General features: G+C 66.1%; 20 protein-coding genes and 2 pseudogenes. 13 read left to right on the top strand and 9 right to left on the bottom strand.

Going from position 1 to position 21,742, the window contains the following annotated elements; translation table 11 throughout:
* Nucleotides 1-46: 46 nt before the first annotated feature.
* Together FEJ81_RS00505 and serB are read right to left on the bottom strand one after the other, a co-directional pair.
* Nucleotides 47-427 (bottom strand): hypothetical protein, encoded by a 381-nt coding sequence (locus tag FEJ81_RS00505; RefSeq protein ID WP_138243422.1) that lies wholly within the window; start codon nucleotides 425-427, stop codon nucleotides 47-49.
* Between the two features lie 197 nt (nucleotides 428-624).
* Complete coding sequence (serB, locus tag FEJ81_RS00500) at nucleotides 625-1,269, bottom strand: phosphoserine phosphatase SerB (protein WP_138243421.1); 645 nt, start codon at nucleotides 1,267-1,269, stop codon at nucleotides 625-627.
* A 153-nt stretch (nucleotides 1,270-1,422) separates the two neighbouring features.
* On the opposite strand from serB, the gene FEJ81_RS00495 reads away from it, so the two are divergent.
* Together FEJ81_RS00495 and serA are read left to right on the top strand one after the other, a co-directional pair.
* Nucleotides 1,423-2,100: a hypothetical protein gene (locus FEJ81_RS00495; RefSeq protein WP_138243420.1), complete on the top strand. Its 678-nt coding sequence runs from the start codon at nucleotides 1,423-1,425 to the stop codon at nucleotides 2,098-2,100.
* Nucleotides 2,101-2,453: 353 nt separating this feature from the next.
* The gene (serA, locus tag FEJ81_RS00490) at nucleotides 2,454-4,040 is read left to right on the top strand and encodes a phosphoglycerate dehydrogenase (RefSeq protein WP_138243419.1); all 1,587 of its coding nucleotides are present in this window, start codon (nucleotides 2,454-2,456) and stop codon (nucleotides 4,038-4,040) included.
* 87 nt (nucleotides 4,041-4,127) lie between these two features.
* Here serA and FEJ81_RS00485 read toward each other — a convergent pair whose 3' ends face one another.
* Together FEJ81_RS00485 and FEJ81_RS00480 are read right to left on the bottom strand one after the other, a co-directional pair.
* Nucleotides 4,128-4,568 carry a PIN domain-containing protein gene (locus FEJ81_RS00485; protein WP_138243418.1) on the bottom strand — a complete coding sequence of 147 codons (441 nt, stop codon included), beginning with the start codon at nucleotides 4,566-4,568 and terminating at the stop codon, nucleotides 4,128-4,130.
* Nucleotides 4,565-4,861, bottom strand: coding sequence for an AbrB/MazE/SpoVT family DNA-binding domain-containing protein (locus FEJ81_RS00480; RefSeq protein ID WP_138243417.1), 297 nt, complete (start codon nucleotides 4,859-4,861; stop codon nucleotides 4,565-4,567). Before FEJ81_RS00480 ends, FEJ81_RS00485 begins: the two co-directional genes overlap by 4 nt.
* Nucleotides 4,862-5,264: 403 nt before the next feature.
* On the opposite strand from FEJ81_RS00480, the gene hisI reads away from it, so the two are divergent.
* The 3 genes from hisI (at nucleotide 5,265) to FEJ81_RS00465 (ending at nucleotide 7,277) form a co-directional block, all read left to right on the top strand.
* On the top strand, nucleotides 5,265-5,633 hold the full coding sequence (gene hisI / locus FEJ81_RS00475) for a phosphoribosyl-AMP cyclohydrolase (RefSeq protein ID WP_138243416.1): 369 nt from the start codon (nucleotides 5,265-5,267) through the stop codon (nucleotides 5,631-5,633).
* Nucleotide 5,634: 1 nt separating this feature from the next.
* Nucleotides 5,635-6,813 carry a DUF7118 family protein gene (locus FEJ81_RS00470; protein WP_138243415.1) on the top strand — a complete coding sequence of 393 codons (1,179 nt, stop codon included), beginning with the start codon at nucleotides 5,635-5,637 and terminating at the stop codon, nucleotides 6,811-6,813.
* Between the two features lie 68 nt (nucleotides 6,814-6,881).
* Nucleotides 6,882-7,277, top strand: coding sequence for a universal stress protein (locus tag FEJ81_RS00465; RefSeq protein WP_138243414.1), 396 nt, complete (start codon nucleotides 6,882-6,884; stop codon nucleotides 7,275-7,277).
* A gap of 279 nt (nucleotides 7,278-7,556) precedes the next feature.
* Here the strand turns inward: FEJ81_RS00465 and glmM are convergent, their stop codons facing one another.
* On the bottom strand, nucleotides 7,557-8,933 hold the full coding sequence (gene glmM / locus FEJ81_RS00460) for a phosphoglucosamine mutase (RefSeq protein ID WP_138243413.1): 1,377 nt from the start codon (nucleotides 8,931-8,933) through the stop codon (nucleotides 7,557-7,559).
* Between the two features lie 95 nt (nucleotides 8,934-9,028).
* On the opposite strand from glmM, the gene FEJ81_RS00455 reads away from it, so the two are divergent.
* The 4 genes from FEJ81_RS00455 (at nucleotide 9,029) to FEJ81_RS00440 (ending at nucleotide 12,199) form a co-directional block, all read left to right on the top strand.
* On the top strand, nucleotides 9,029-9,904 hold the full coding sequence (locus tag FEJ81_RS00455; protein ID WP_138243412.1) for an HVO_0234 family beta-propeller protein: 876 nt from the start codon (nucleotides 9,029-9,031) through the stop codon (nucleotides 9,902-9,904).
* A gap of 75 nt (nucleotides 9,905-9,979) precedes the next feature.
* Nucleotides 9,980-10,504 carry a hypothetical protein gene (locus FEJ81_RS00450; RefSeq protein WP_138243411.1) on the top strand — a complete coding sequence of 175 codons (525 nt, stop codon included), beginning with the start codon at nucleotides 9,980-9,982 and terminating at the stop codon, nucleotides 10,502-10,504.
* A gap of 193 nt (nucleotides 10,505-10,697) precedes the next feature.
* Complete coding sequence (locus FEJ81_RS00445; protein WP_138243410.1) at nucleotides 10,698-11,555, top strand: ribose-phosphate diphosphokinase; 858 nt, start codon at nucleotides 10,698-10,700, stop codon at nucleotides 11,553-11,555.
* Nucleotides 11,556-11,659: 104 nt separating this feature from the next.
* The gene (locus FEJ81_RS00440) at nucleotides 11,660-12,199 is read left to right on the top strand and encodes a heme NO-binding domain-containing protein (protein ID WP_138243409.1); all 540 of its coding nucleotides are present in this window, start codon (nucleotides 11,660-11,662) and stop codon (nucleotides 12,197-12,199) included.
* Between the two features lie 94 nt (nucleotides 12,200-12,293).
* Here the strand turns inward: FEJ81_RS00440 and FEJ81_RS00435 are convergent, their stop codons facing one another.
* The 4 genes and pseudogenes from FEJ81_RS00435 to FEJ81_RS00420 all read right to left on the bottom strand — a co-directional run bounded on the left by FEJ81_RS00435 (nucleotide 12,294) and on the right by FEJ81_RS00420 (nucleotide 19,780).
* Nucleotides 12,294-14,381 (bottom strand): CARDB domain-containing protein, encoded by a 2,088-nt coding sequence (locus tag FEJ81_RS00435; protein ID WP_138243408.1) that lies wholly within the window; start codon nucleotides 14,379-14,381, stop codon nucleotides 12,294-12,296.
* A gap of 389 nt (nucleotides 14,382-14,770) precedes the next feature.
* The gene (gene ileS / locus FEJ81_RS00430) at nucleotides 14,771-17,977 is read right to left on the bottom strand and encodes an isoleucine--tRNA ligase (protein ID WP_138243407.1); all 3,207 of its coding nucleotides are present in this window, start codon (nucleotides 17,975-17,977) and stop codon (nucleotides 14,771-14,773) included.
* A 109-nt stretch (nucleotides 17,978-18,086) separates the two neighbouring features.
* The gene (locus FEJ81_RS00425) at nucleotides 18,087-18,317 is read right to left on the bottom strand and encodes a hypothetical protein (protein WP_138243406.1); all 231 of its coding nucleotides are present in this window, start codon (nucleotides 18,315-18,317) and stop codon (nucleotides 18,087-18,089) included.
* A gap of 149 nt (nucleotides 18,318-18,466) precedes the next feature.
* A pseudogene (locus tag FEJ81_RS00420) lies at nucleotides 18,467-19,780 on the bottom strand (RNA-guided endonuclease InsQ/TnpB family protein).
* Between the two features lie 179 nt (nucleotides 19,781-19,959).
* Between FEJ81_RS00420 and FEJ81_RS00415 the strand changes: the two are divergent.
* The 4 genes and pseudogenes from FEJ81_RS00415 to FEJ81_RS00400 all read left to right on the top strand — a co-directional run.
* Nucleotides 19,960-20,205, top strand: a pseudogene (locus FEJ81_RS00415) (uracil-DNA glycosylase); the annotation flags it as partial.
* Nucleotides 20,206-20,271: 66 nt separating this feature from the next.
* Nucleotides 20,272-20,691, top strand: coding sequence for an HIT family protein (locus tag FEJ81_RS00410; RefSeq protein ID WP_138243405.1), 420 nt, complete (start codon nucleotides 20,272-20,274; stop codon nucleotides 20,689-20,691).
* A 95-nt stretch (nucleotides 20,692-20,786) separates the two neighbouring features.
* Nucleotides 20,787-21,092, top strand: coding sequence for a hypothetical protein (locus FEJ81_RS00405; RefSeq protein WP_138243404.1), 306 nt, complete (start codon nucleotides 20,787-20,789; stop codon nucleotides 21,090-21,092).
* 72 nt (nucleotides 21,093-21,164) lie between these two features.
* Nucleotides 21,165-21,392 (top strand): hypothetical protein, encoded by a 228-nt coding sequence (locus FEJ81_RS00400; protein WP_138243403.1) that lies wholly within the window; start codon nucleotides 21,165-21,167, stop codon nucleotides 21,390-21,392.
* The last annotated feature ends 350 nt before the right edge of the window (nucleotides 21,393-21,742 follow it).

The following is a 21,742-nucleotide window of genomic DNA, read 5'->3' as shown; positions in this document are numbered from 1 at the left end:
CGAGAAGAACGGGAACGGGAACGAATTCAGACTGCGCGCCGGAAGATTAGTACTGCTGCTGGTCGGGACTGTGCTCGAACGGGGCGTACTGTTCGGCGTGAGTCGTGTCCGACCGTCGGCGGGCGAGCCAGTACTGCACGTCGGAGACGAACAGCGCGAGGTTTTCGCGGGCGACGAGTTTCATCGAGATGCCCTGGGGCGACCGGAACAGGGCGATCAGCGACCACATCGACCCGGCGGCGAACGCGCCCGTCGCGGAGAAGGTCATCCCGAGCGTGAAGAAGGTCATACTGTAAATGAACCCGATCCCCATCGACGGGAGGCTCGTGCCGAGCGGGACCCGCGCACTCGAGTCGCGCAGGGTCGGCGCGAGAAAGACGATCGAGAGGCCGCTTCCGAGCATGAATACGAAGTCTTGCCACATCATCAAGAGCACTTACTCGGCTATGAGTTAAAACTCTCTCGGTGGAGAAATGGGTCGTTAGGCCTGAGAGTCGCCGGAAATTGACGGTTCGGCTCGATTAACGAGAACGGTGAATAGCGACCGACTGTCCGGAATCGGGCGAGAGATGCGAACCGACAACAGCCGGTTACGAACGATAAATCGTGCGTATCGCCGACGGCTCAGTGGTGGGCGAGCACGCCGTCGTCGACCAACGTCTCGCGGGCCTCGGCCATCGACGTGACGACGACGTCACAGTGGGGTTCGACCGCCGGCTTCGGCTCGAAGCCGATCGCCAGTCCTGCGACCTCGAGCATCGGCAGGTCGTTCGCGCCGTCGCCGACCGCCACGGTGTCCGCGAGGTCGACGCCGACGTCGTCGGCGAGGTCCTCGAGCGCGTCGTCCTTGGTGCCCTCGATCAGCGGTCCCTCGACCGCGCCCGTGAGTTCGTCCGCTTTCATCGGGAGTCGGTTCGAGACGATGTGATCGACGGCAACGCCCTCGCGCTCGAGAGCGGCCGCGACGCCGCGTTCGAACCCGCCCGTGAGGATGGCGGTGGTGACGCCGGCGTCGTTCAGTTCCGCGATGAGGTCGGCCGCACCCTCGCGGAGGACGACCTCGTCGAAGGCCGCCTCGGCCTCAGCCTCCGGGAGCCCCTCGAGCAGGGCCGCGCGCTTGCGCAGGCTCTCGGCGTACTCGATCTCGTCGTTCATCGCGCGCTCGGTGATCTCGTCCATGTCCGCGGCGACGCCGCGGCGGTCGCCGAGCAGCACGGTCATTTCGGAGTCGGAAAGCGTCCCGTCGAAGTCGAAAGCGACGACTGTCATTGCGCACCGATTGTCGGTCCCCGGATAAACCAGTTCAGGTTTCGGTTCCGCGACGGCTCGCCGTCGAGGCCGCGGACGGTCGCTCGAGACGGTGCTGGTTCCACGCGTCGAACGACCGAAACGTATTCCCGGTCGTCGTTCGTTGCCGGGCACATGTCATCGAATCAGCAGTACGAGACGGGGCCCTCGCTCGAGGACGAACGGGAACCCGACGAGAGCGAGGACGGCGGGGACGGCGGAAATGGCGACGATCCGACCGACGGTCCGCGTCGCAGGCGGCGAAAACTGGCCGTTTCGCCGTGGAAAGCCGGGCTCGCGTCGGGCGTGAGTGCCTTCGCGGTCGTCTACGCGGTGGCCTATCACTTCGTGAGCGTACTGATCGCAGTGTCGGGAACGGGAGCGGACGACGAGCCGAGCCGGTGGATCCTCGCGGGGCTCGTGACGCTGGGGAGCCACGGTGCACCGATCGAACAGGGCGGCGAATCGATCGGCTTCGGATTTAGAATGGGTCAAGGCTTCCTCAGCCACGTTACCGCGCTCGTTCCGGTCGTCGTGTTGCTGGTCGCCGGCTATCTGCTCGTTCGCTCCGTCCGCCTCGAGACGCGTTCGGACGCCGGCCTCGCGCTCGGCTCGTTCGGACTGAGCTACCTCGCGATAGCGGTCGGCCTCTCGCTGATCGCCACGTGGACGCCCGAAGGGACTAATCCGGAGCCGATCACCGTGCCGACCGACGTGTCCTTCTTTCTGACGATTGGCGGGACCGTCGTTGTCTTCGTCGCGATCGGAGCCGCCGTCGCCGCCGTCCCGCGACTGCTGGCCGATGACCGCTAAGGCCGGCGGTCGGCTGAGATGGGCGCTCGAGATCCGGTGCTGAAACGACTACGCACTTTCGTCGACCGGGGTCTTGACGATCGTCACCGGTCGGGATCTCACTGGGAAGACGATCCGCGACGCCCGATCGACAGCGACGGGCCCACCCGCTGGCACACGGCTCCGAACTGCCCGGCGACCGCCGTCGGCTCGAGCACGGATCGACCGCTCGTGTCAGCAACACGAGACGGACGACGCCGGGAGAACGGCACGGAGCTGTCAGTCCGGAAACGGACACGCGGTCGACCGCGGTATTTTTTGCCACCTCCGACCACAACGGAAGGGTTTACATGCTCCACACGGTTGTCTCGCGCATGAAGGTTCTCGTCACGGATCCCATCGCCGATGCGGGTCTGGACGTACTCAGAGACGCCGGCCACGAGGTCGAGACGGGCTACGAACTCGAGGACGACGACCTCCTCGAGGCGGTTGCCGACGCGAACGGCATGATCGTTCGCTCGGGGACGGAGGTCACCGAAGACGTCCTCGACGCCGCCGAGGAACTGGTCATCGTCGGCCGAGCGGGGATCGGCGTCGACAACATCGACATCGACGCCGCGAAAGACAACGGCGTCATCGTCGCCAACGCTCCCGAGGGGAACGTTCGCGCGGCGGCCGAACACACCGTCGCGATGACGTTCGCAGCCGCGCGCTCGATCCCACAGGCCCACATCCGCCTGAAGAACGGCGAGTGGGCGAAAAGCGACTACCTCGGCGCCGAACTCGACGGCAAGACGCTGGGCGTCGTCGGCCTCGGCCGCGTCGGGCAGGAGGTCGCCAAGAAACTCGACTCGCTGGGCATGGACATCGTCGCCTACGACCCCTACATCAGCGAGGAGCGCGCCGAGCGCATCGGCGCCGAACTCGTCGAGTTCGAGCCGTGTCTCGAGGCCGCCGACTTCGTGACCGTTCACACGCCGCTGACCCCCGAAACGGAGGGGCTGATCGGTGAGGACGAACTCGATCTGCTGGGCGACGGCTACCTGATCAACTGCGCCCGCGGCGGCGTCGTCGACGAGGACGCCCTCGCGGCGAAAGTCGAGGACGGCACCCTCGCCGGCGCGGCGCTCGACGTCTTCGCCGAGGAACCGCTCGCCGCGGACTCGCCGCTGCTCGAGCACGACGACATCATCGTCACGCCCCACCTCGGGGCCTCGACGGAGGCCGCACAGGAGAACGTCGCCACCTCCACCGCCGAGCAGGTCAACGCCGCGCTGGTCGGCGAGCCGGTCGCGAACGCGCTCAACGCGCCCTCGATCGACGAGAGCGCGTTCCCCCGCGTCGAGCCCTACATCGACCTCGCCGAAACCGCCGGCAAGGTCGCCGCCCAACTGCTCGAGGGCCGCATCGAGACCGTCGAGGTCACCTACGAGGGCGACATCGCCGACGAGGACGTCGAGTTCGTCACCGCGAGCGCGCTCAAGGGCGTCTTCCAGCCCCTCGAGTGGCAGGTCAACGCCGTCAACGCGCCCCAGATCGCCGAGGACCGCGGCGTCGACGTCACCGAATCCAAGACCCGACAGGCCGAGGATTTCCAGAGCCTGATCTCCGTGACCGTCAGCAACGACGACGACGAGGTCTCCGTCGACGGAACCCTCTTCGCGGGCGACGACCCGCGCATCGTCCGCATCGACGGCTACCGCGTCGACGCCATCCCCCACGGCCGGATGGTCGTCACGCGAAACACCGACGAGCCCGGCGTCATCGGCCTCATCGGCTCCGTCATGGGCAACCACGGCGTCAACATCGCCGGCATGTTCAACGCCCGCGAGACCATCGGCGGCGAAGCGCTCACCGTCTACAACGTCGACAGCGAAGTTCCCGCCGAAGCCAAAGCGGAACTCGAGGACGACGAGCGCGTCATCGGCGTCAGCGACATCACGCTGAACGGACAGGCCTGATCGGCCTCGAGGAGTCGAACCGACTGACGGAGCGCTATTTTTCGTCTCGATCCGAAGCGGTGTCCCGTCATGTCTCAGAATCAGGGGCTATACGCCGTGGTCGCGGAATCGTTTGCACGATACTTCGAGAGGGAGTTCGTCGAAATCGTCGTCACCACCGACGAGAAGCGTCGCATCTCGTTCATATGCGAGTGCAACAGCAGCCGCGTCGGCCAGTGAAATGTGACCGTCAGCTTTGACCCGCCCGGTGAGTCGCCAGTCAGCAGACGTAACGGTCAGTCCTCGGCGCTCGATCGCGCGGAGATCTCGATCGGCGATGCGAAACGAGTCGGTGGTCGGCGTTTCGGTTTCCGTCCCTTCGAAACGGGCGACGAGATAGAATACTTCGGTGGCATTTGGCTCCGCGAGAAAGCCGTCAGCATCGCCGTCGAAGACAGCAGAAAGGACCGTCGCAACGGTTTCGTGGCCGGGTTCGCCGTAAAGATACGCGATAATCGCCTCGGTATCGAAAACGTAGCAATCGCTCATTCGTCACTATCCGGCCGGAGGCGTTCGAGGGTCTCCTCCTCGCGGCGATGGTCGGCGTCTTTGAGTTCTCGGACTCGATCGGTAACCGTTCCGGATTCGCGCCCGCCGGCGTGAATCCCGTGGAGTTCCTCGGGTGATGGGACGGGTTCGATGACGATCCGTTCGCCCTCCTCGTAGACGAACACCTCGCCCGGCGTCTCGATGCCGAACTTCTCTCGGAGTGCCTTCGGAATCGTCGTCTGGCCCTTCTGGGAGACGCGTACAACTTCTGGAGTGTGCGTATTACTACTCATTGTTAGTTGTACATCTAGGGCCGATCATTACTAAAAGCACCGCTATAGGTCAGTAGAGGACGGATTCGAAACGAGTGCTATTCCAAAATCGTACTCGGTCTCCTCACTCAGGCAGTCAGTCCGTTCATGAGCGCGCTTTACTGCCTCCGGGAGCCTATTTCCCGTAGGAGGCGAGAGACATGGCGATTCCGTACCGCGGTCCAGTACAGCAACCGACGAAGAGCGCCCTCGAGGACGTCGCAGGTTCCGAGTGTACGCGGCCGTCCGATTCCTCCTCGGCCGCTGGAGTTGGACCGGCCGCTAACACCGCTCCGACTTTTTTTGATTCCGCCGTTTTCGAGCAGCGATGCGTGCCGCCACCAGCGGCAAAAGACCTATCGCTCGGCCGACCGATACCGCGAGTATGGACGACGACGTTTCGGTCGACTTCGGCGAGGACGGACTCGTCCCCGCCGTGGCACAGGACGCCGACACCGGCGAGGTACTGATGCTCGCGTACGTCTCGCCGGACGCCCTCGAGCGGACGCGCGAGACCGGTCGAGCGCACTACTACTCCCGGAGTCGGGACGAGCTCTGGGAGAAGGGCGCGACGAGCGGCCACGTCCAAGCCGTCGAAGAGGTCCGGGTGGACTGCGACGCCGATACGCTCCTCTATCTGGTCGACCAGGAGGGCGGCGCGTGTCACACCGGCCACCGGTCGTGTTTCTACCGGACGATCGACGGCGAGAACGTCGGCGAACAGGTGTTCGATCCCGACGCAGTCTACGAGTGAGATGAGCGAACGCGCCCCTCCCGCCGACGCCGGCTCGAGCGCTCCCGACCGGCGTACCGGCGAGCCGACGCCACTCGAGTCCCTCGAAGCCGCCCGGAAGCGACTCGCGACGGCCGACGAACGGATCGCGGACCACGGCGAAGAGACCGTCGAGGAAGTGACGGCGGCCTACCGGAACGCGACGACCCTCCTCGAGGACTACGTCGACCGCGCGACCGGGACCGGCAAGGAGAACTTCCAGGCCTACATCGAACTCGAGGGGAAGTTCGACGGGCTCGTCTCCGGGCTGTCCGAGGATCTCCCCGAGTACGAGGCCTTCGAGGACGCCCTCGAGGCGATTGACAAGCGCCGGCTCAGCGAATCGGACTTCGAGCGCGCCCGCGAGTGCCTCGAGCCGGCCGCCGAGTACGCCGACCTGCTCGAGGACCGCGAGGCCGCCCGCGAGGAGTTGGCTGAGGCCCGAAAAGCGGCCGCCAAACGCCTGCGGGGACTGGGCGACGAGATCGACGAGCGCGAACGGCTGCTCGAGTTGGCGAACGCGGATCTCGACGCGCCGGTCGAGCGCCTGCGAGCGCCGATCGAGACCTACAACGAGGCCGTCCGCGAGGCGTTCGCGGCGTACCGACTCGAGGCCAGCGCGCGCGAGGTGTTCGACCTGCTCGAGCGCAGTCAGTGGTATCCGTTCGTGAATTATGAGCGGCCGCCCGAGGATCTGGCGGGCTACGTGCGCGAGAATTCGGCCGGCGAGTACACGATCCCCGAACTGCTCGAGTACGCCGACTACTCCCGGTCGAAGCTCTCGCACTACGTCGACAGCGCGGACGAACTCAAGCGCAATGTGGCGACTCAGCAGACGTATCTCGACGGGATCGACGCCGAGCCGCTGACGATCGACTGGCCCCCTGAGCCGGCCGGCGCACTGCGCCGTCGGGCGCGGGAGTACCGCCCGTTCGTCACCCGGATCGCCGACGAAGACACCGTCGCGGCGCTGCGCGAGGTTCGCCTGCTCGCGACCGATCCCGACTACGACCGCCTGCAGACCGCCGCGCAGGCGGTCGCCCAACTCAGCCCCGCCGAGCGCGAGCGCCTGACCGACGGTCGCGTCGCGGACGAACTCGAGGCCCTCCGGACCGAACGGGAGCGACTCGAGGACGCGCTCGAGACCGAAGATCCGGTCTGAGTCCGGGAGCCCGAACAGGAGACGCCACCGACCCCGGGTTTTAGCCGCTACTCTCCGAATGGTCGCGTATGACCAGACACGTCCTCGTCCCGATGGACGGCTCCGATCCGGCGCGAGCGGCACTCGAGCACGCCCTCGAGTGGGTGCCGGCCGATCGCATGACGGTCGTCCACGCGGTCGACGACCTCGAGGCGGACTACGGCAGCGTCGTCGCGGGGGACGACGAGCCAGCTTTCTTCGCCGACGTTCGCGCGCTCGCCGACGAGTACGACGAGGCGGTCGAGACGGCCGTCGTCACGGGGAGCGGGGCGGCGGACGCGATCCTCGAGTACGCGGCCGAAGAGAGCGTCGACGCGATCGTCATGGGCAGCGAGGGGAAAGCCGGCGTCTCGCGGGTGTTGCTCGGCAGCGTCGCGGAGGCAGTCACGCGGCGTGCGGAGATTCCGGTGACGATCGTTCCGTGATAGACCGGTCGTAACTGATCCGGAATCTGGACAATAGGCTTCGAAAAGAGACGAACAGGAAAGACCGTCCTGCTATCGTGGCAACAAGGAATCGCCACGCCCTCCCCAACCGATTCGCTCGGACTATGTCCTCGCTCATCCCTCGCGCAGTGTCATCGGTCGTCCTCACTCTCGTTCGGACGAGCGATAGCGCGCGCCACCGCATGCCGACTGCACGGGACGGAGCGAGACATGATGGCCGTACGGTTCGCGGCTCGGATCTGTCAGCAGAACCCGGGTTCAAACGTCGGCCTTCGCGGCGGCGAGCGCGTCGTACATGTCGCCGGCGAGTTCCGCGGCGCGGTCGCCGTCGCGGGCCTCGGCGTAGATCCGGACCAGCGGTTCGGTCCCGGAGGGGCGGGCGAGCACCCACGCGTCGCCGTGGTCCAGCCGGTAGCCGTCGCGGGTGTTGAGTTCGGCATCTGCGGCGTGGGCCTGATTGGCCGCGGCGTCGAGCATCGCGTCGCGTTCGGCCGTCGACTCGTACTCGACGTTGCGCCGCACGTTCACGTAGCCGTCGTAGGGCGCGACGATCTCGCTGACTGGCCGCTGGGCGACCAGTTCGAGGAATCGCGCGGCCGTGAAGGCCCCGTCCCGCGAGAGCCGGTAGTCGGGGAAGAAGATCCCGCCGTTGCCCTCGCCCGCGATCGGCACCCGCTGGCCGTCGGCCTCGAGTTCCTCGATACGCGTGATGATGTTCGTCGAGCCGATGGGGGTGAGCTCGAGTTCGGCCCCGACCTCGTCAACCACGTCCACGAGCCGCTGGGAGACGTTGACGGCGGAGACGGTGGTGTCTCCGGCCTCGAGTTCGGCGGCGGCGAGCGCGGCGAAGGTGGCGTCGCCCTCGACGTACTCGCCGGTTTCGTCGAAGAAGATGGCCCGATCGGCGTCGCCGTCGTGGGCGATGCCGACATCGGCGTCGGTCGCGCGGACGAGCCGGCCGAGATCGGTGAGGTTGTCGGGGACCGGCTCGGGGTCGCGGCCGGGGAAGTGGCCGTCGGGTTGACCGTTGACGGTGACGACGCGACAGCCGAGTTCCCGGAAGAATTCGGGACTGGTCAGCGACCCCGCGCCGTGGCCCGGGTCGAGCGCCACGGTGAGATTGGCGTCGGCGATCGTCTCCCGATCCGCGGCCGCGAGCAGTTCGTCCACGTACTCCCGTCGAACGCCGTCGATCTCGCGGACGCGCCCCGTCTCGTCCCACGGGGCGACGGCGAAGGACTCCGCGAGCAGCGTCTCTTCGATCGTCTCGAGGGCGGCGATCGAGAGCTCGACGCCGTCGCTGCCGATTAGTTTGACGCCGTTGTACGGTGGCGGGTTGTGCGAGGCCGTGATGACGATCACTGGGACCCCTTCCCGTTCGGCGTAGGCCTGTGCCCCCGGCGTGGGGACGATCCCGAGACGGTCGACGTCGGTGCCGGTACTCGCCAGTCCGCTGGCGGCCGCATCGGCCAGCATCCGTCCCGTGTGGCGCGTGTCGCGAGCGATCGCGACTCGGCCCCCACCGCGGCCGTCGCGCCAGATCGTCCCCGCCGCTTTCGCGACGCGCAGGACGAACGCGGGCGTCAACTCCTCGTTGGCGACGCCCCGCGTCCCGCTCGATCCGAAGACTTGCATCACGCGCTAGTCTAACCGGACTCCTCAAAGGGATTCCGCAACCCGATTCCGACGCGGGACGGAACGTTTTCGGCCCGCCCCCGCAACGTTCCCGTATGGACTCGATCGAAGAGAAACGCGTCTACGGCGACCGCGAGGGGGCGATCACCGCCTACGTCGCGAGCGCGATCGGCGTCGTCCGCGTCCGCGTCGCCGGCGACACCGTCGGCGAGTTCGGCCTCTGCGAGCGCTGTGAGGCCCGGGATATCGCAGCGACCCGCGACGCCGTCGCCGTCGCGACCGACGAGGACGTTCGGATACGCACGCTCGAGGACGGAGCCGACACCGACGACGCGGGCGACGACCCCTTCGTCGAAACGGGCTTCGGTCCGGCGGTCGCCGTCGGCTACGACGACGATGGCGATCTGATCGCCGCCGACCCGGACGGTCGCCTCGCGTGTCGAGCGGCCGGGTCCGAGGAGTGGACCCCCCTCGAGGACGAGACCGTCGCCGCGGTGCGGGCGATCGACGGCGACCTCGTCGGCACCGACAGCGGCGTCTACCGCGCCCACGACGGCGGGCTCGATCACGCCGGGCTGACGGACGTGCGGGACGTCTCGGCCGCCGGCGTCCCGCTCGCGGCCACGGCCGACGGCCTCTACAAGCTCGGCAACGGCTGGATGGAGATCCTCGAGGGGCAGTTCGACGCCGTCGCGGCGGACCCGCGCTCGGAGCCCGGTCAGCTCGTCCGCGCCCACGCGGTCGCCGGCGACGCGGTCTACGAGTACGCAGCCGACGACGACGAGTGGCGGGAGCGGTCGGGGGACCGCTCGAGGGGCCGGATCGTGGGCGTCGGCTACGGCGACACGGTGTACGCCGTCACGGAGTCGGGGACGTTCTGCTCGGTGAGCGAGGGGGAGTGGCGGACGCGAACGCTGGGGATCACCGGCGTCACGGGCCTCGCCGTCCCACCGCGGCGGGCAGAACGCTGATCTCGAGTACGAGACCGAGATTGCGGCCGATGTCTGACGGACGTTTATTTAGCCAGGATCACTCGCTTTCAGTACATGAACGAGCTACCGCGGCGACGACTACTGGCCGCGACCGGCACCGCGCTCACCGGCGCGGTCGCCGGCTGTATGGGCGGTGACGACGGAAACGGAGACGGCGGAAACGGGAACGGGGACGGGGACGAGAGCGCGGACCCGGAAACCGGGAGCGAAACCACCGAGGCAGCCAGCGGCACGCTGCTCGGAGAGATCTCCCTCGAGAACGTAGACGACGAGGCGCACACGATCGACGTCATCGTCGAGTTCGGCGACGGGCCCGAGCACTGGTCGACCAACGAACTCGCCGAGAACGATGGCGCGGAACTCGAGCGAAACTGGCCGACCGAACCGGGATCGTTCAGCGTCATGTTCCGACTCGACGGCGGCGAGCCGACGCAGGTAACGCCGGCGCGGTGGAACAATCCGGACTGTGTCAACGTCTTCGCGATGATCGGTCGCAACGGCGAACTGACGGTCCCGAGCACCACTGACGGCGGTCCCTGCGGCGACGGCGATGCGACCTTAGACGACGCCGAGGAGTGAACGAGCGAGTCGGCGAGGACCGACACGATCACAAACGGACTCGCTTCGAGTCGCGTCGAGTAGTCGTTTAAGTACTTCTGGTCACAAGGTGAAGCTACGAGGAGATTTTCGCGGGAGACGAAACCGACGGACGAGCCACTGCTCTCGGTCCGAGAACGAAAACTGGTTTAGCCCCCGCGCTGTCGAACCGACTATGATCGTCAGCGGATCGGCGTCGCAGGCTCTCGCCGCGGCGCTCGCACGCGACCTCGAGGAACCGCTCGCCGCCGTCGAGTACGACCGCTTTCCCGACGGCGAACTGCTCGCGGCCGTCCCCGGCGTCGCCGAGGCCGAGCCGGACCGAGCGGTGATCGTCGCCTCGACCGTCTCGAGCGACGCCCACCTCGAGGTGCTTCAGCTACAGGACGCCGTCCGCGAGGCTGGTGTCGAGGAGATTGTCACCGTCCTGCCGTACATGGGCTACGGGCGACAGGACGACGCCTTCGAGCCGGGCCATCCCGTCTCCGCGCGTGCGGTCGCCCGCGCGATTTCGACCGGCGCGGACCGTGTGCTGACGGTCAATCCTCACGAAGAGGGCGTCTGTGACTTCTTCGAGCCGACGGCGACCGCCGTCGATGCGGCCGGGAGACTGGCCGAGCCCCTGCCTGAAACCCTTGCTGACCCCGTCTTTCTCTCGCCCGATGCGGGAGCCATCGAACTCGCCGAGACGGTCCGAGACACCTACGGTGCGGGCGAGACCGACTACTTCGAGAAGACCCGCCACTCCGGCACCGAGGTCGAAATCTCGCCGAGCGACGTCGACGTGGCCGGCCGCGACGTCGTCGTCGTCGACGACATCATCGCGACGGGGTCGACGATGAGCGAGGCCGTCGCCGTCCTCCGCGATCGGGACGTCGGTCGCGTCTTCGTCACCTGTGTCCACCCGCTGCTCGCCCGCGACGCCGTCACGAAGCTCTCGCGGGCCGGCGTCGAGGCGATCTACGGCACCGATACCATCGAGCGCGGCGTCGAGACCGTCTCGGTCGCACCGACGCTCGCGGCACACCTGTAACTAAACGATTAAGTAGTATCCATACACTGGCTTAGTTGTTAGCGCGTGGCACGAGACCGGCTCGGCCACACGAGAAGCCGCGGACAACGGACCACAGCAGCCAGATGCACGGAATCGTCCACAAGACCCTCAAGGAATACGTCGTCGAGCGGACCGACGACGGCACCTGGGACACGATCGTCGAGCAGTCCGGCCTCGAGCCGCAGCTATATCTCCCCGTCTCGAACTACGACGACGAGGAGGTCGATGCCATCCTCGAGACGCTCTCGACGATGGCCACCCAAGACAGACAGGCAATCGAGCGCGACTTCGGCAAGACGCTCGCCCCCGAACTGCTCTCGACGTTCAGCGCCCACATCCGGCGCGACTGGGAGCTTCCCGAACTGCTCACCGGCTTCGAGGACGTCTACGACAACATCGAGACCGCCACGGATAACACCGAACTCCCGGACCTCTCCTGTACTCGCGAGGACGACCACGCGATCGTCACGTATGACACCCACCGCGAGCAGCGATACTGCGGGCTCGCCCACGGCATCCTCGAGGGCACCGTCGCCGCGTTCGACGCGGACGCGCCCGTGACGAAAACCGCCTGCGTCGACGACGGTGCCGACGCCTGCCGGTTCCGCGTCGACCTCGAGTGATCGGCGGGAGTCTGATTCCGAGACCGTTCTCAGCAGATTCGACTTCTCATCGGGGTTGACGGGAGAGCTACGAATCCGCGCACCTCCCCAACCGTCACCGGTGACGAGCCACCAGTGCACCCAGCAGCGCCGCCGCGACGGCGACCAGCGCCGCCGGGACGCCGAAGCCGGGGACCGCCTCGAGGCCCGCGACCGCGCCGCCGCCGACATCGATGGTCGTCACCCGGTCGTGGACCGCGATCTCGTACCGACCGTCCTCGTCGAACCGGATCTCGGCGTCGACCGTCGTCGTCTCGCCGGGCCGAATCGCGACCGGGCGCTCGGCGACGACGCCGTCGACGGTCCGGAACGCGAGGACGGCCGCCCCCGGTCGATCGCCGGCGGCCTCGATCGTCGCGGTCGCGGTCACCGACTCGCCGGCGTCGATACCGTCGGGCGCGTGCTGCACGTCGGTAACGGCCACGCTCCCGGACGACCTGACGACGGCGGTCAGTCGCTCCGAGCCGATCCGAATCGTGTACTCGCCCGGCTCGGACGGCGTCCATGAGAGGGCGTGGGTCGCCGTCGCTCCGGGCTCGAGGGTCCCCCGTCGGCTATCGACCACCCGTCCGCCGGCCTGTAGCGTCGCGTCGTAGGTTCCCGCCCGTTTGCCGGTGTTTTCGACCGTCGTCGGGATCGTCACGGACTCGCCCGCCGGGACCGCGATGACGGCGCGATCCTCGCCGTCGGTGCGGCCGAGGTCCGACGTGCTCCAGCGGGGCCACTCCTGTCCGGCCACCGTGAGCGATTCGGCCTCGGTTTCGTACTCGAAGGCCGCGACCGACTGCCCGAAGGCGGCCTCGTGCTGGCTTCGGTTCCACATCTCCGGCGTCGCCTCGGTTTGCGTGTACCGCTCCGCGGCGGCGCGGACCTCCGCCCCGCCGGCGTCCTCGACCGCTCGCAGGAAGTCCGTCTGGGTCACCGTCTCCTCCCGTGCGTTCAGCGTCCGGAACACGTCCTCGAGCGTGCGATCGCCGTCGGTGGCGAGCCGGAGCCGGCGGTCGATCTCGCCGGCGACGAGTGCCCCTTTCGCGTAGTCGGTCTCCGGATCGTCCCACGTCGACCTGTCGGTGAGAACCCCGTCGGTGTAGCGCGATCGCTGGCCCCGCTCGAGGAGGGTGCTGAACTCGCCGAACTCGGTGCGCCCGCTCTCGAGGGCGAGCAGGCCCGCGTAGTAGTCGGCCTGCCCCTCGACGATCCAGTCGGCCTCGGGCGCGGTGGCGACCGCCGTCGCCGAGAAGCGCTGGCGGACGTGGACGTACTCGTGGAACCAGACCGGGTTCCGCTCGTCGAGCGTGGCGTCCTCGACGACCCACGCGTCCGACTGGCCGTACTGAATCCCCCGATTCGAGCCCCAGTCGACATCGCTCGGAACTGCGACCATAAACACCTCGTCGCTTCGCATGCCGACCTCAAGCCGCCCGCTCGCGTCCGCGAGGGCCGTGAGGATCGCGTCCGGCGACTCCTCGAGATCCACGACCTCGGGCACGGCCAGCCGGAACGTCTCCCCGTCGACGTCGCGTTCGTACTCCTGTACCTCGCCGAAGAACGCGATGTCGCCGCCGGTCGCGCCCAGGCCGTCGACGGTCACCGTCTCCTCGATGCCGACCGGCTCGGTCCGACGCAGCGAGATCGCGACGTCGGGGACCCCCACGACGCCCCACTCGCCGGTGTCGACGAACGTGTACCCCGCGCTCGAGTCGGTCCCCCGCTGCTCGCCGCCGCCGCGCTGATCCGCCGGCATCGCGTACCGGATCGTCGGCTCGGCGGTTTCCTCGTCCCACTGGAAGGTCCGCTCGCCCGTCCGCTCGAAGCCCGCGACGGACTCGACGGTCGCGCCCCGCTCGAGTTCGATCTCGAACTCCGTGACGGGATCGGGGACCCGGAAGGTCATCTCCGTCCCGAACGTCTCGGGGTCGTCCGGCCGATGCCGGAGGACGGTCGTCCGGTGGAAGACGTCGTCAGCGCCGACACTCGTCCCGACCGACGCGAGAGACCGGCTCGACCCGAGTTCGGACCCCGACGCGGAATCAGCAGTCGCCGAGGGTTCGATGGCGCTCCCCGACTCGAGGGTGACAGCGCCGGCGGGTAGACTGGTAGCGAGCAAGACGACGAACGCGAAGACGGCGACCCGGGATTTCACTAGCCAATGCTGGCCAGTCAGCGCTCAAGACGTTTATGGCAGCGTCACTGTCACGTTTTGAAGAAACAAGCGTAGACGAGACCAAACGAAAAACGAGAGTATCGCGGCGAGTCAGTCCGACGCTTCAACCGCCGCCAGCGGCTCGATCGCGATCTCGGCATCCACCTTTTTCCGCTCGGGTGACTCCCTCCGGTCGTCACCTCTCGCGCAAAAATCTGGTCCAAAAAGCCGCCTCACTACGTTCGGCGGACTAGTCAGATGCTTCCGCCGCTGCCAGCGGCTCGATCGCGATCTCGGCATCCACCTTTTTCCGCTCGGGTGACTCCCTCCGGTCGTCACCTCTCGCGCAAAAATCTGGTCCAAAAAGCCGCCTCACTACGTTCGGCGGACTAGTCAGATGCTTCCGCCGCCGCCAGCGGCTCGATCGCGATTTCCATCGTCACGCCTTCGACATCCCACTCCTTGCGATGGCCGTCCTCGACCGCGCGGCGCTCGTCGGCGCGGACTTCCTCGCTGATCAGGTCCTCGTGGTCGGCGACGAGGTCGGCGATGCGGTCGTCGTCGATCTCGAGGTCGAGCGCGATCCGCTCCTCCACGTCGAGATCGAGGTCCTTGCGCATCTCTTGGACCCGGCGGATGACCTCGCGGGCGTAGCCTTCGCTCTCGATGTCGTCGGTGAGCGAGGCGTCGACGTAGGCCACGCCGCGGTCGTCGCCGTCGGTGCCGAAGGCGGTGCCGGCGACGTCGTCGGGCGTCTGGGTGACGAAGGAAACCATCTCGTCGGTGATCTCCTCGCCGTCCTCGAGCGCGTCCGCGACGGCGTCCTCGATCGCCTCGAGGCTCGGCTCGTCGATGCGGGCCTCATTGAGCGCGTTCATGACCTGCCCGGCGCGGTCGCCGAAGGCCGGCCCGAGTTCGCTCATGTCCGCTTCGGCGCTGTACTGCAGTTCGCCCCAGCGGTCCTCGGGCGAGACGAGTTCGATCTCGCGGGCGTTGAGCCGGTCCTCGAGCAGCCCGGTGTGGCGCTCGACGGCCTCGACGACCCGGTCGTCGTCGGCGGCGACGACGACGCGCGGGACGGGCCAGCGGAGCTTGCGGCCGGCCTGCTGGCGGGCGTTCGCGCCGGCCTCCTCGATCGCGCGGAGGAGGGCAACGTCGACCTCGAGCTGTTCGTCCTGCCAGTACTCGTCGACTTCGGGCCAGTCCTCCATGTGGACGGTGTCGAACCCGTTCTCGCCGGTCAGCGTGCCATAGATCTCCTCGCTGATGAACGGTGCGTACGGCGCGAGCAGCGCGACGCTCTCCCGGAGGACCCGGTAGATCGTCGCGTAAGCCGCCTGCTTCGAGCCGCTGTCCTCCTCGGCCCACATGCGTTCGCGGACCGCCTGCACGTAGAACCGCGAGACGTCTTCGACGACGAACTCGAGGAGCGCGTCGATCGCCTTGTCCTGGCGGAAGTCCTCGAAGTGCTCGGTCATCTCGGCTTTCGTCGACTGGAGGCGGGCGAGCACCCACTCGTCGATGAGCTCGAGGTCCGAGTCGACATCGTCCAAGGTGGTCTCCTGCGGGTCGAACTCGTCCAAGCGCATGTACGGCAGCGGGAATCGGAAGACGTTCCACAGAGTCCGGAGGTGGTTCTCCATCGTCTGCATCCCGTCCCAGTCGAAGCGCATGTCCTCGCCCTGCGGGTTGTTCGACAGGAGGAACAGCCGCATGGTGTCCCGGCCGTGGCGGTCGATCGCCTCGTGGGGATCGATCAGGATGTCCTTGGACTTGCTCATCGCGCGGCCGTCGGGCATGAGCGCGTGGCCGTGCATCAGCACTTCCTGATAGGGACTCTCGCCGAGCGCGGCGGTGCCCATCCCCAACTGGGACCAGAACCAGCCCCGCGTCTGGTCGTGGGCCTCGAGGATGAAGTCGGCGGGCCAGAGTTCGTCGAACTCGCTGTCGTCGGCGGGGTAGTTGAGCGTCCCCCACGACGCGACCGAGGAGTCGAGCCAGACGTCGAACACGTCCTGGACGCGTGTGTAGGTCGTCCCGTCCTCGGTGATCGTCAAGTCGTCGACGGTGTCCTTGTGGAGGTCGACCGCGTCGGGGTCGATATCCTGATCGACGCGCTCGGCGAGTTCCTCGCGGTCGCCGACGACGATCATGTCTTCATCGTCGTCGCGGTCTTCGGGGGTCCACACCGGGAGGGGGATACCCCAGTAGCGCTGTCGCGAGACGTTCCAGTCGGGGGCCTCCTCGACGAAGTCCCGGAAGCGGTTGTCGCGGGCCCACTCGGGGTGCCACTCGCTGTCCTCGATGTTCTCGAGGAGTTCGTCCTTGACGTCGGTGATCGTGATGAACCACTGGTCGGTGACGATCTGGAGGATACCCGTGTCACAGCGCCAGCAGTGACCGTAGCTGTGCTGGACGGTCCCCGACGCGAGCAACGCGCCGTTGTCCTCGAGGTCGGCCGTGATCTCCGGGTCGGCGTCCTTGACGAACTGCCCTTCGTACTTGCCGGCTTCCTCGGTGTAGACGCCGTCGCCGCCGACGGGACAGAAGATCGGGAAGCCGAGTTCGCGGCCGCGCTCGAAGTCCACCTCACCGTGGCCGGGCGCGGAGTGGACGAGTCCGGTGCCGTCGCCGTCCGTGTCGACGTAGTCGGCCGCGTAGACCTCGAACGCGCCCTCGGCGTCGACGTGGTCGGGAACCTCCTCGGCGAGCGGGTGCTCGTAGGACCAGCCGAGCAGGTCCTCGCCCGTGTGCTCCTCGACGACCTCGTAGTCGTCGTAGCGGCCCTCACGCAGGACCTCCTCGTGTTTGGCCTCGGCGACGTACAGCAGTTCCTCCTCGCCGTCTTTCTCCGCGCGGACGCCGACGTAGTCGCCCTCCTCGTCGACGGCGACGAAGGTGTTCGCCGGGACCGTCCACGGGGTCGTCGTCCAGATGACGAGTTTGCCCTCGCGCTCGGCGAGGTCGAATTTGACGTAGATCGAGGGGTCCTCGACGTCCTCGTACTCGACCTCGTTGTTCGCGATGGCGGTCTCACAGCGGGGACACTGCGAGATCGAGCGGTGGCCCTTCTCGACTAAGCCGCGGTCGGCGGCCTTCGAAAAGCCCCACCACGCCGCTTCCATGTACTCGGGTTCGACCGTCTTGTAGGGGTCGTCCCAGTCCATCCAGACGCCGAAGTCCTGAAAGTCCGACTGCAGGCCCTCGAGTTGCTCCTCGGCGTAGTCCTTACACTCCTGAATGAAGTTCTCCTCGCCGAACTCCTCGATGTCCTTCTTGTTCTCGAAGCCCAGTCGCTCCTCGACGCGGGTCTCGATGGGGAGCCCGTGCATGTCGTAGCCCGGCCGATCGGTGACGTCGTACCCCTGCATCCGCAGGAAGCGCAGGTAGACGTCCTTCAGCGACTTGTTCCACGTGGTCCCCATGTGCGCCGATCCCGACGTGTACGGCGGGCCGTCGACGAAGAAGTAGGACTCGCCGTCCGATCGGTGCTCGACCGTCTGCTCGTAGGCGTCGACGTCGTCCCAGTACTCGAAGACCCGCTGCTCGAGTTCATGTGGGTCGTACTGGTCGTCGACCTCGTCGAACCTGCTCATACCGGACCCAATCGCCTCCGAGAGTAAAGAGGAATCGATATTGCGAACCGCTCGGCGTCGCCACCGCCCAGAAGTCGTACTCGAGAACTCGAACGCCGATTGCGCCCGCTCAGACGTACTGTGAGAGGACCTTCTGGTACCCCAGTCCGTACGCGCCGGCATAGAGCATGACGCCGCCGAGGGCGGCCAGCCACAGCGCGATCATCGCCTCGCCGGCCCCGTAGTGTTGCAGGCTCGCCTGTTCGACGAGGACGCCGCCGACCGTCAACGCACCGGCGACGACGGTATAGAGGAGCAGTTGGAGTGATTCCGCGAGTAATTCCGGACCGATCGATGTCATTAGCCCGCTGTTACCCGCCCATCGAACGTAAACCTGTCCCCTCGCGTGCGACGCGACCGCACGACGGGCCGCGCGAACCGATTCGCTTGACATCCTCCCGCGCCTGAAGACGCGGGAATCCCACGGCACCGCACCGCTGGATTGGGATATTACGGTTTGCAGTCTACCACTTGTTCCTGCGGTTGGAATCCGCTGGACAAGTCATGAAGGTAGACACCGGGCTGTGCCAACCAGCCGGTACTCCTATCCTCACCCAAATCGGGTGATGACTCAGAGTTACTTTTGTTGATGTTGAGACGAATGTTCTCCGCCCCGTTCACGTCTGCGTTGAACGCCGCATCACACTCTTCGCACGCGTACAGGCCGCGTTCAACACGCTGAGTATCGTCCTCTCTACCGCATACACAACACGTTTTACTCGTATCGCGCTCGGACACTTCTACGACTTCGATGCCCTCCACTTTCGCCTTGTATTCGAGAATGTCCGTGAAGCGGTCGAACGCCCACCCATGTAGGTCAAGATTGCCGTGCCGCCCCCAGTTCTTCGAGCCACCGTCTTCGTCCTCTCGGACGCCCTCCAAGTCCCCGACGTTGATACGACCAACTTGTTTTTCAACACACCGTTGAACGATATGTTTGGCGAGACTGTGGAAGAAGTGGGTTCGACGTTCCGACCATTTGTGATGGAGTCACGTGGCTTCTTCGCCGCCTGAGTCGTCACACTTGGCAATTTCCTTCGGAAAGTAGTAGCCGTCCTGCTTCAAGCGATTGCCGGGATACAGGTCGGCTTCTTCGGTGCTGTACGCAACCGCGGCGAAGTTACAGATTCCAAGGTCGATTCCCGCTGTCTCGTTGCCGGGCGCGTCGGGAGTCTCAACTTCGTCTTTGCAGACGAGGTGTAATTCCCACCGTTCTTGTGATTGGTCGTAGACGGCGCGAACCTGTTGCAGTTTTTCGACGGAGACGCCAGGCGCGGTTTCGTACTCAACGAGAATGTACTCTCTTGCTCGGGGGTATTCCTTGTGATTGCGGCCTTTTGAGAGTCGAACGCGGTTGTTTTTCGAGTCGTGGCGGATGCCTTTCTGTTTCCACGTCACCGTGCTACGTGGGTGTTCTTCGTGGACGCGACGACCTTCCGTGTCGTAGTAGTTTTCCTTGCGGTAGCCGGGTGGGTTGTCTCTGTCATCGTCGGAGCCGTACCACGAGTTGAAGGCTTCAGCGAGTTCCTCCAGAACGCGCTGACTGGACTGACTATGCAGTCCTTTGTACTTGTTGTGAGTCTTCAACTCATCTTTGAGGTCTCCGTGGTCGGGGATTTCGCCCGTTTCATCCCATACTTCGCGGGAGTGGTAGTTAGCGACGTTCCAGAGCTTGCTGGCCGACCACCCGTGCCTGTCAAGCGACTCCTCTACCTGACCGTGGTTGAGGATTTTCGCTTGGTGAGTTCGGTGGACTTCCAGCATTTGGAACGCTCTATAACTGGTTATAGTTACGTCTTAAGTAAAATTTCTGGTTGAGAACGGTGGAATATCCAAGCCTGCTATCGATGGTGGAGTGTGTCAGAGTTGTCGGATTCATCCCGCGCCTGAAGGCGCGGGTATTCTCTTTGATTTTATAACTCGTCGCAGACGTATCCCCGTGTGTGCTCGCGACCGGCAAGCACGCGACGAAAACAGTGCTCGCCGCTGAGGATCGAGAACTCGAGGGCTTTATCGACAGCGTCCTCGAGCCGGTGTGGTGTGAACGGCTCGACGTTCACCTCGTGCCGATCCTGCATCCGTCCTATCAGGACGTCTGGATCGGCCGGCTGGGGTACGAGCCGGAAGAATACCTCGAGGCGATCGGGGAGACGCTCGACGACCTGTGTGCTCCCGGCGAGCACGAGTAGCTGATCCCCGCAACCGCTCCGAATCGTCGGGTAACTTTCATACGACGAGACGACGCACACTCGAGTATGAGTACGATCTTCAGCCAGATCGTGGAGGGAGAGATCCCCGCGCGAATCGTGTACGAGGACGAGGAGACGGTCGCCTTTCTGGACGCGAATCCGCTCGCGCCGGGCCACACGCTCGTGATCCCGAAATCGGAATACGAGCAGCTTAACGACGTGCCCGACGACGTCGCGACGGACCTCTACGCGACGATTCATCGCATGGTCCCCGCCGTCGAGGAATCGGTCGACGCCGACGCGACCACCGTCGCGTTCAACAACGGCGAGGAGGCCGGACAGGAGGTCCCACACGTCCACTGTCACATCATCCCGCGCTTCGAGGGCGACGGCGGCGGCCCCATCCACGCCGTCGCGGGCGACCGACCCAGCCTCGCCGACGACGAACTCGACGACATCGCCGACGACATCGAGTCTCGAGTCTGAGTCGCCCGGAGACTCGAGTTGGACTCGATCGACGGCCGACATCGGCGAAGATGTTCGCAGCGAGATCCTTGCGCCGCCGTCGTGATCGGGGAGACATGAGCGATCGAGAGGCGACCCTCGAGGACCTCGCAACGAGGCTCCGCGGATACGACGCCGTCAGCGACGCCTTCCTCGCGAAGAGTTTCACCGATCGCCACCAGATCCTCGACCTCGAGGCGGGCGAGTCGGTTCCACGGGCGGTCCGCGAACTGCTCGTCGATCACGACCTTCGCGGGGCCAACGAGGTGTACGGAACCGGCGGCGAGAACCCGTCGTTCGCGGGCGATCTGGACGGCGGGACGCGCCACCAGTTCGTCGACACGCGGACCCGCGGCGACCACCAGTCGTACGTCGTGGACTGACCCCGCCGACCGCCGTTGGCTGCCGTCGCAGGCCGCCGTGACGTTTTTACGATCACCGGACGAGTCTCGGGTATGACCCTCGCCGGCATCGTCGCTCAACTTCGCGCCCACCCCGTCGCCACAGTCCTCGAGGTCGGGAGCGTCCTCGTCTGCTGTCTGCTGTTCGCCGGGACGTTCGTCCTCCTCTCGAGCGGAGTGCCGACCGGCAGGGGCGACCCGTGGCTGGCGCTGATCGGCGTCGGCGTCGCCTTCGTGCTCTTCTGGACCGTCGTCGTGCCGCTGTACGAGCGGACGCTGTAGCGATTCTGTTGAACGGAACCCTCGAACGGAGCGGGCGCTGAGGACGAAAACGAGCGTCCTGCTATCGTGGCGGCAAGGAATCGCCACGCCCTCCCCAGCCGATTCGCTTGCTCACTTCGTTCGCTCGCTCATCCACTGGAAGACTCTCTGAGTCTTCCAAGCCTTCGCTCACTCCATTCGCGAAGACCTCGCGCAGCGTCGTGCCGTGGTTCGGTATCTACTCGCGGTTCCCTGCGGTCACCGCTCGTTTTTCGAGGCCTCGCTTTGCTCGGCCTCGCACCCTCACCACGGCACAGCGCGCGCCACCACACTCGGTTGATCGGACGGGATAGGATATCGCTGGCCGAAAT

The sequence above is a fragment of the Natrinema versiforme genome (genome assembly GCF_005576615.1).
Taxonomy (GTDB): Archaea; Halobacteriota; Halobacteria; order Halobacteriales; family Natrialbaceae; genus Natrinema; species Natrinema versiforme_A.
This window is presented reverse-complemented; position numbering and strand designations above follow the sequence as displayed.

Excerpts from the sequence above, each read along its gene's own strand:
- serA (WP_138243419.1), top strand. The coding sequence starts at position 2,454 with ATGAAGGTTCTCGTCACGGATCCCATCGCCGATGCGGGTCTGGACGTA.
- FEJ81_RS00485 (WP_138243418.1), bottom strand. The coding sequence starts at position 4,568 with ATGAGCGATTGCTACGTTTTCGATACCGAGGCGATTATCGCGTATCTT.
- FEJ81_RS00440 (WP_138243409.1), top strand. The coding sequence starts at position 11,660 with ATGCACGGAATCGTCCACAAGACCCTCAAGGAATACGTCGTCGAGCGG.
- hisI (WP_138243416.1), top strand. The coding sequence starts at position 5,265 with ATGGACGACGACGTTTCGGTCGACTTCGGCGAGGACGGACTCGTCCCC.
- FEJ81_RS00445 (WP_138243410.1), top strand. The coding sequence starts at position 10,698 with ATGATCGTCAGCGGATCGGCGTCGCAGGCTCTCGCCGCGGCGCTCGCA.
- FEJ81_RS00470 (WP_138243415.1), top strand. The coding sequence starts at position 5,635 with ATGAGCGAACGCGCCCCTCCCGCCGACGCCGGCTCGAGCGCTCCCGAC.
- FEJ81_RS00495 (WP_138243420.1), top strand. The coding sequence starts at position 1,423 with ATGTCATCGAATCAGCAGTACGAGACGGGGCCCTCGCTCGAGGACGAA.
- FEJ81_RS00505 (WP_138243422.1), bottom strand. The coding sequence starts at position 427 with ATGATGTGGCAAGACTTCGTATTCATGCTCGGAAGCGGCCTCTCGATC.
- FEJ81_RS00400 (WP_138243403.1), top strand. The coding sequence starts at position 21,165 with ATGACCCTCGCCGGCATCGTCGCTCAACTTCGCGCCCACCCCGTCGCC.
- FEJ81_RS00425 (WP_138243406.1), bottom strand. The coding sequence starts at position 18,317 with ATGACATCGATCGGTCCGGAATTACTCGCGGAATCACTCCAACTGCTC.
- FEJ81_RS00480 (WP_138243417.1), bottom strand. The coding sequence starts at position 4,861 with ATGAGTAGTAATACGCACACTCCAGAAGTTGTACGCGTCTCCCAGAAG.
- FEJ81_RS00455 (WP_138243412.1), top strand. The coding sequence starts at position 9,029 with ATGGACTCGATCGAAGAGAAACGCGTCTACGGCGACCGCGAGGGGGCG.
- FEJ81_RS00450 (WP_138243411.1), top strand. The coding sequence starts at position 9,980 with ATGAACGAGCTACCGCGGCGACGACTACTGGCCGCGACCGGCACCGCG.
- FEJ81_RS00405 (WP_138243404.1), top strand. The coding sequence starts at position 20,787 with ATGAGCGATCGAGAGGCGACCCTCGAGGACCTCGCAACGAGGCTCCGC.
- ileS (WP_138243407.1), bottom strand. The coding sequence starts at position 17,977 with ATGAGCAGGTTCGACGAGGTCGACGACCAGTACGACCCACATGAACTC.
- serB (WP_138243421.1), bottom strand. The coding sequence starts at position 1,269 with ATGACAGTCGTCGCTTTCGACTTCGACGGGACGCTTTCCGACTCCGAA.
- FEJ81_RS00410 (WP_138243405.1), top strand. The coding sequence starts at position 20,272 with ATGAGTACGATCTTCAGCCAGATCGTGGAGGGAGAGATCCCCGCGCGA.
- glmM (WP_138243413.1), bottom strand. The coding sequence starts at position 8,933 with ATGCAAGTCTTCGGATCGAGCGGGACGCGGGGCGTCGCCAACGAGGAG.
- FEJ81_RS00465 (WP_138243414.1), top strand. The coding sequence starts at position 6,882 with ATGACCAGACACGTCCTCGTCCCGATGGACGGCTCCGATCCGGCGCGA.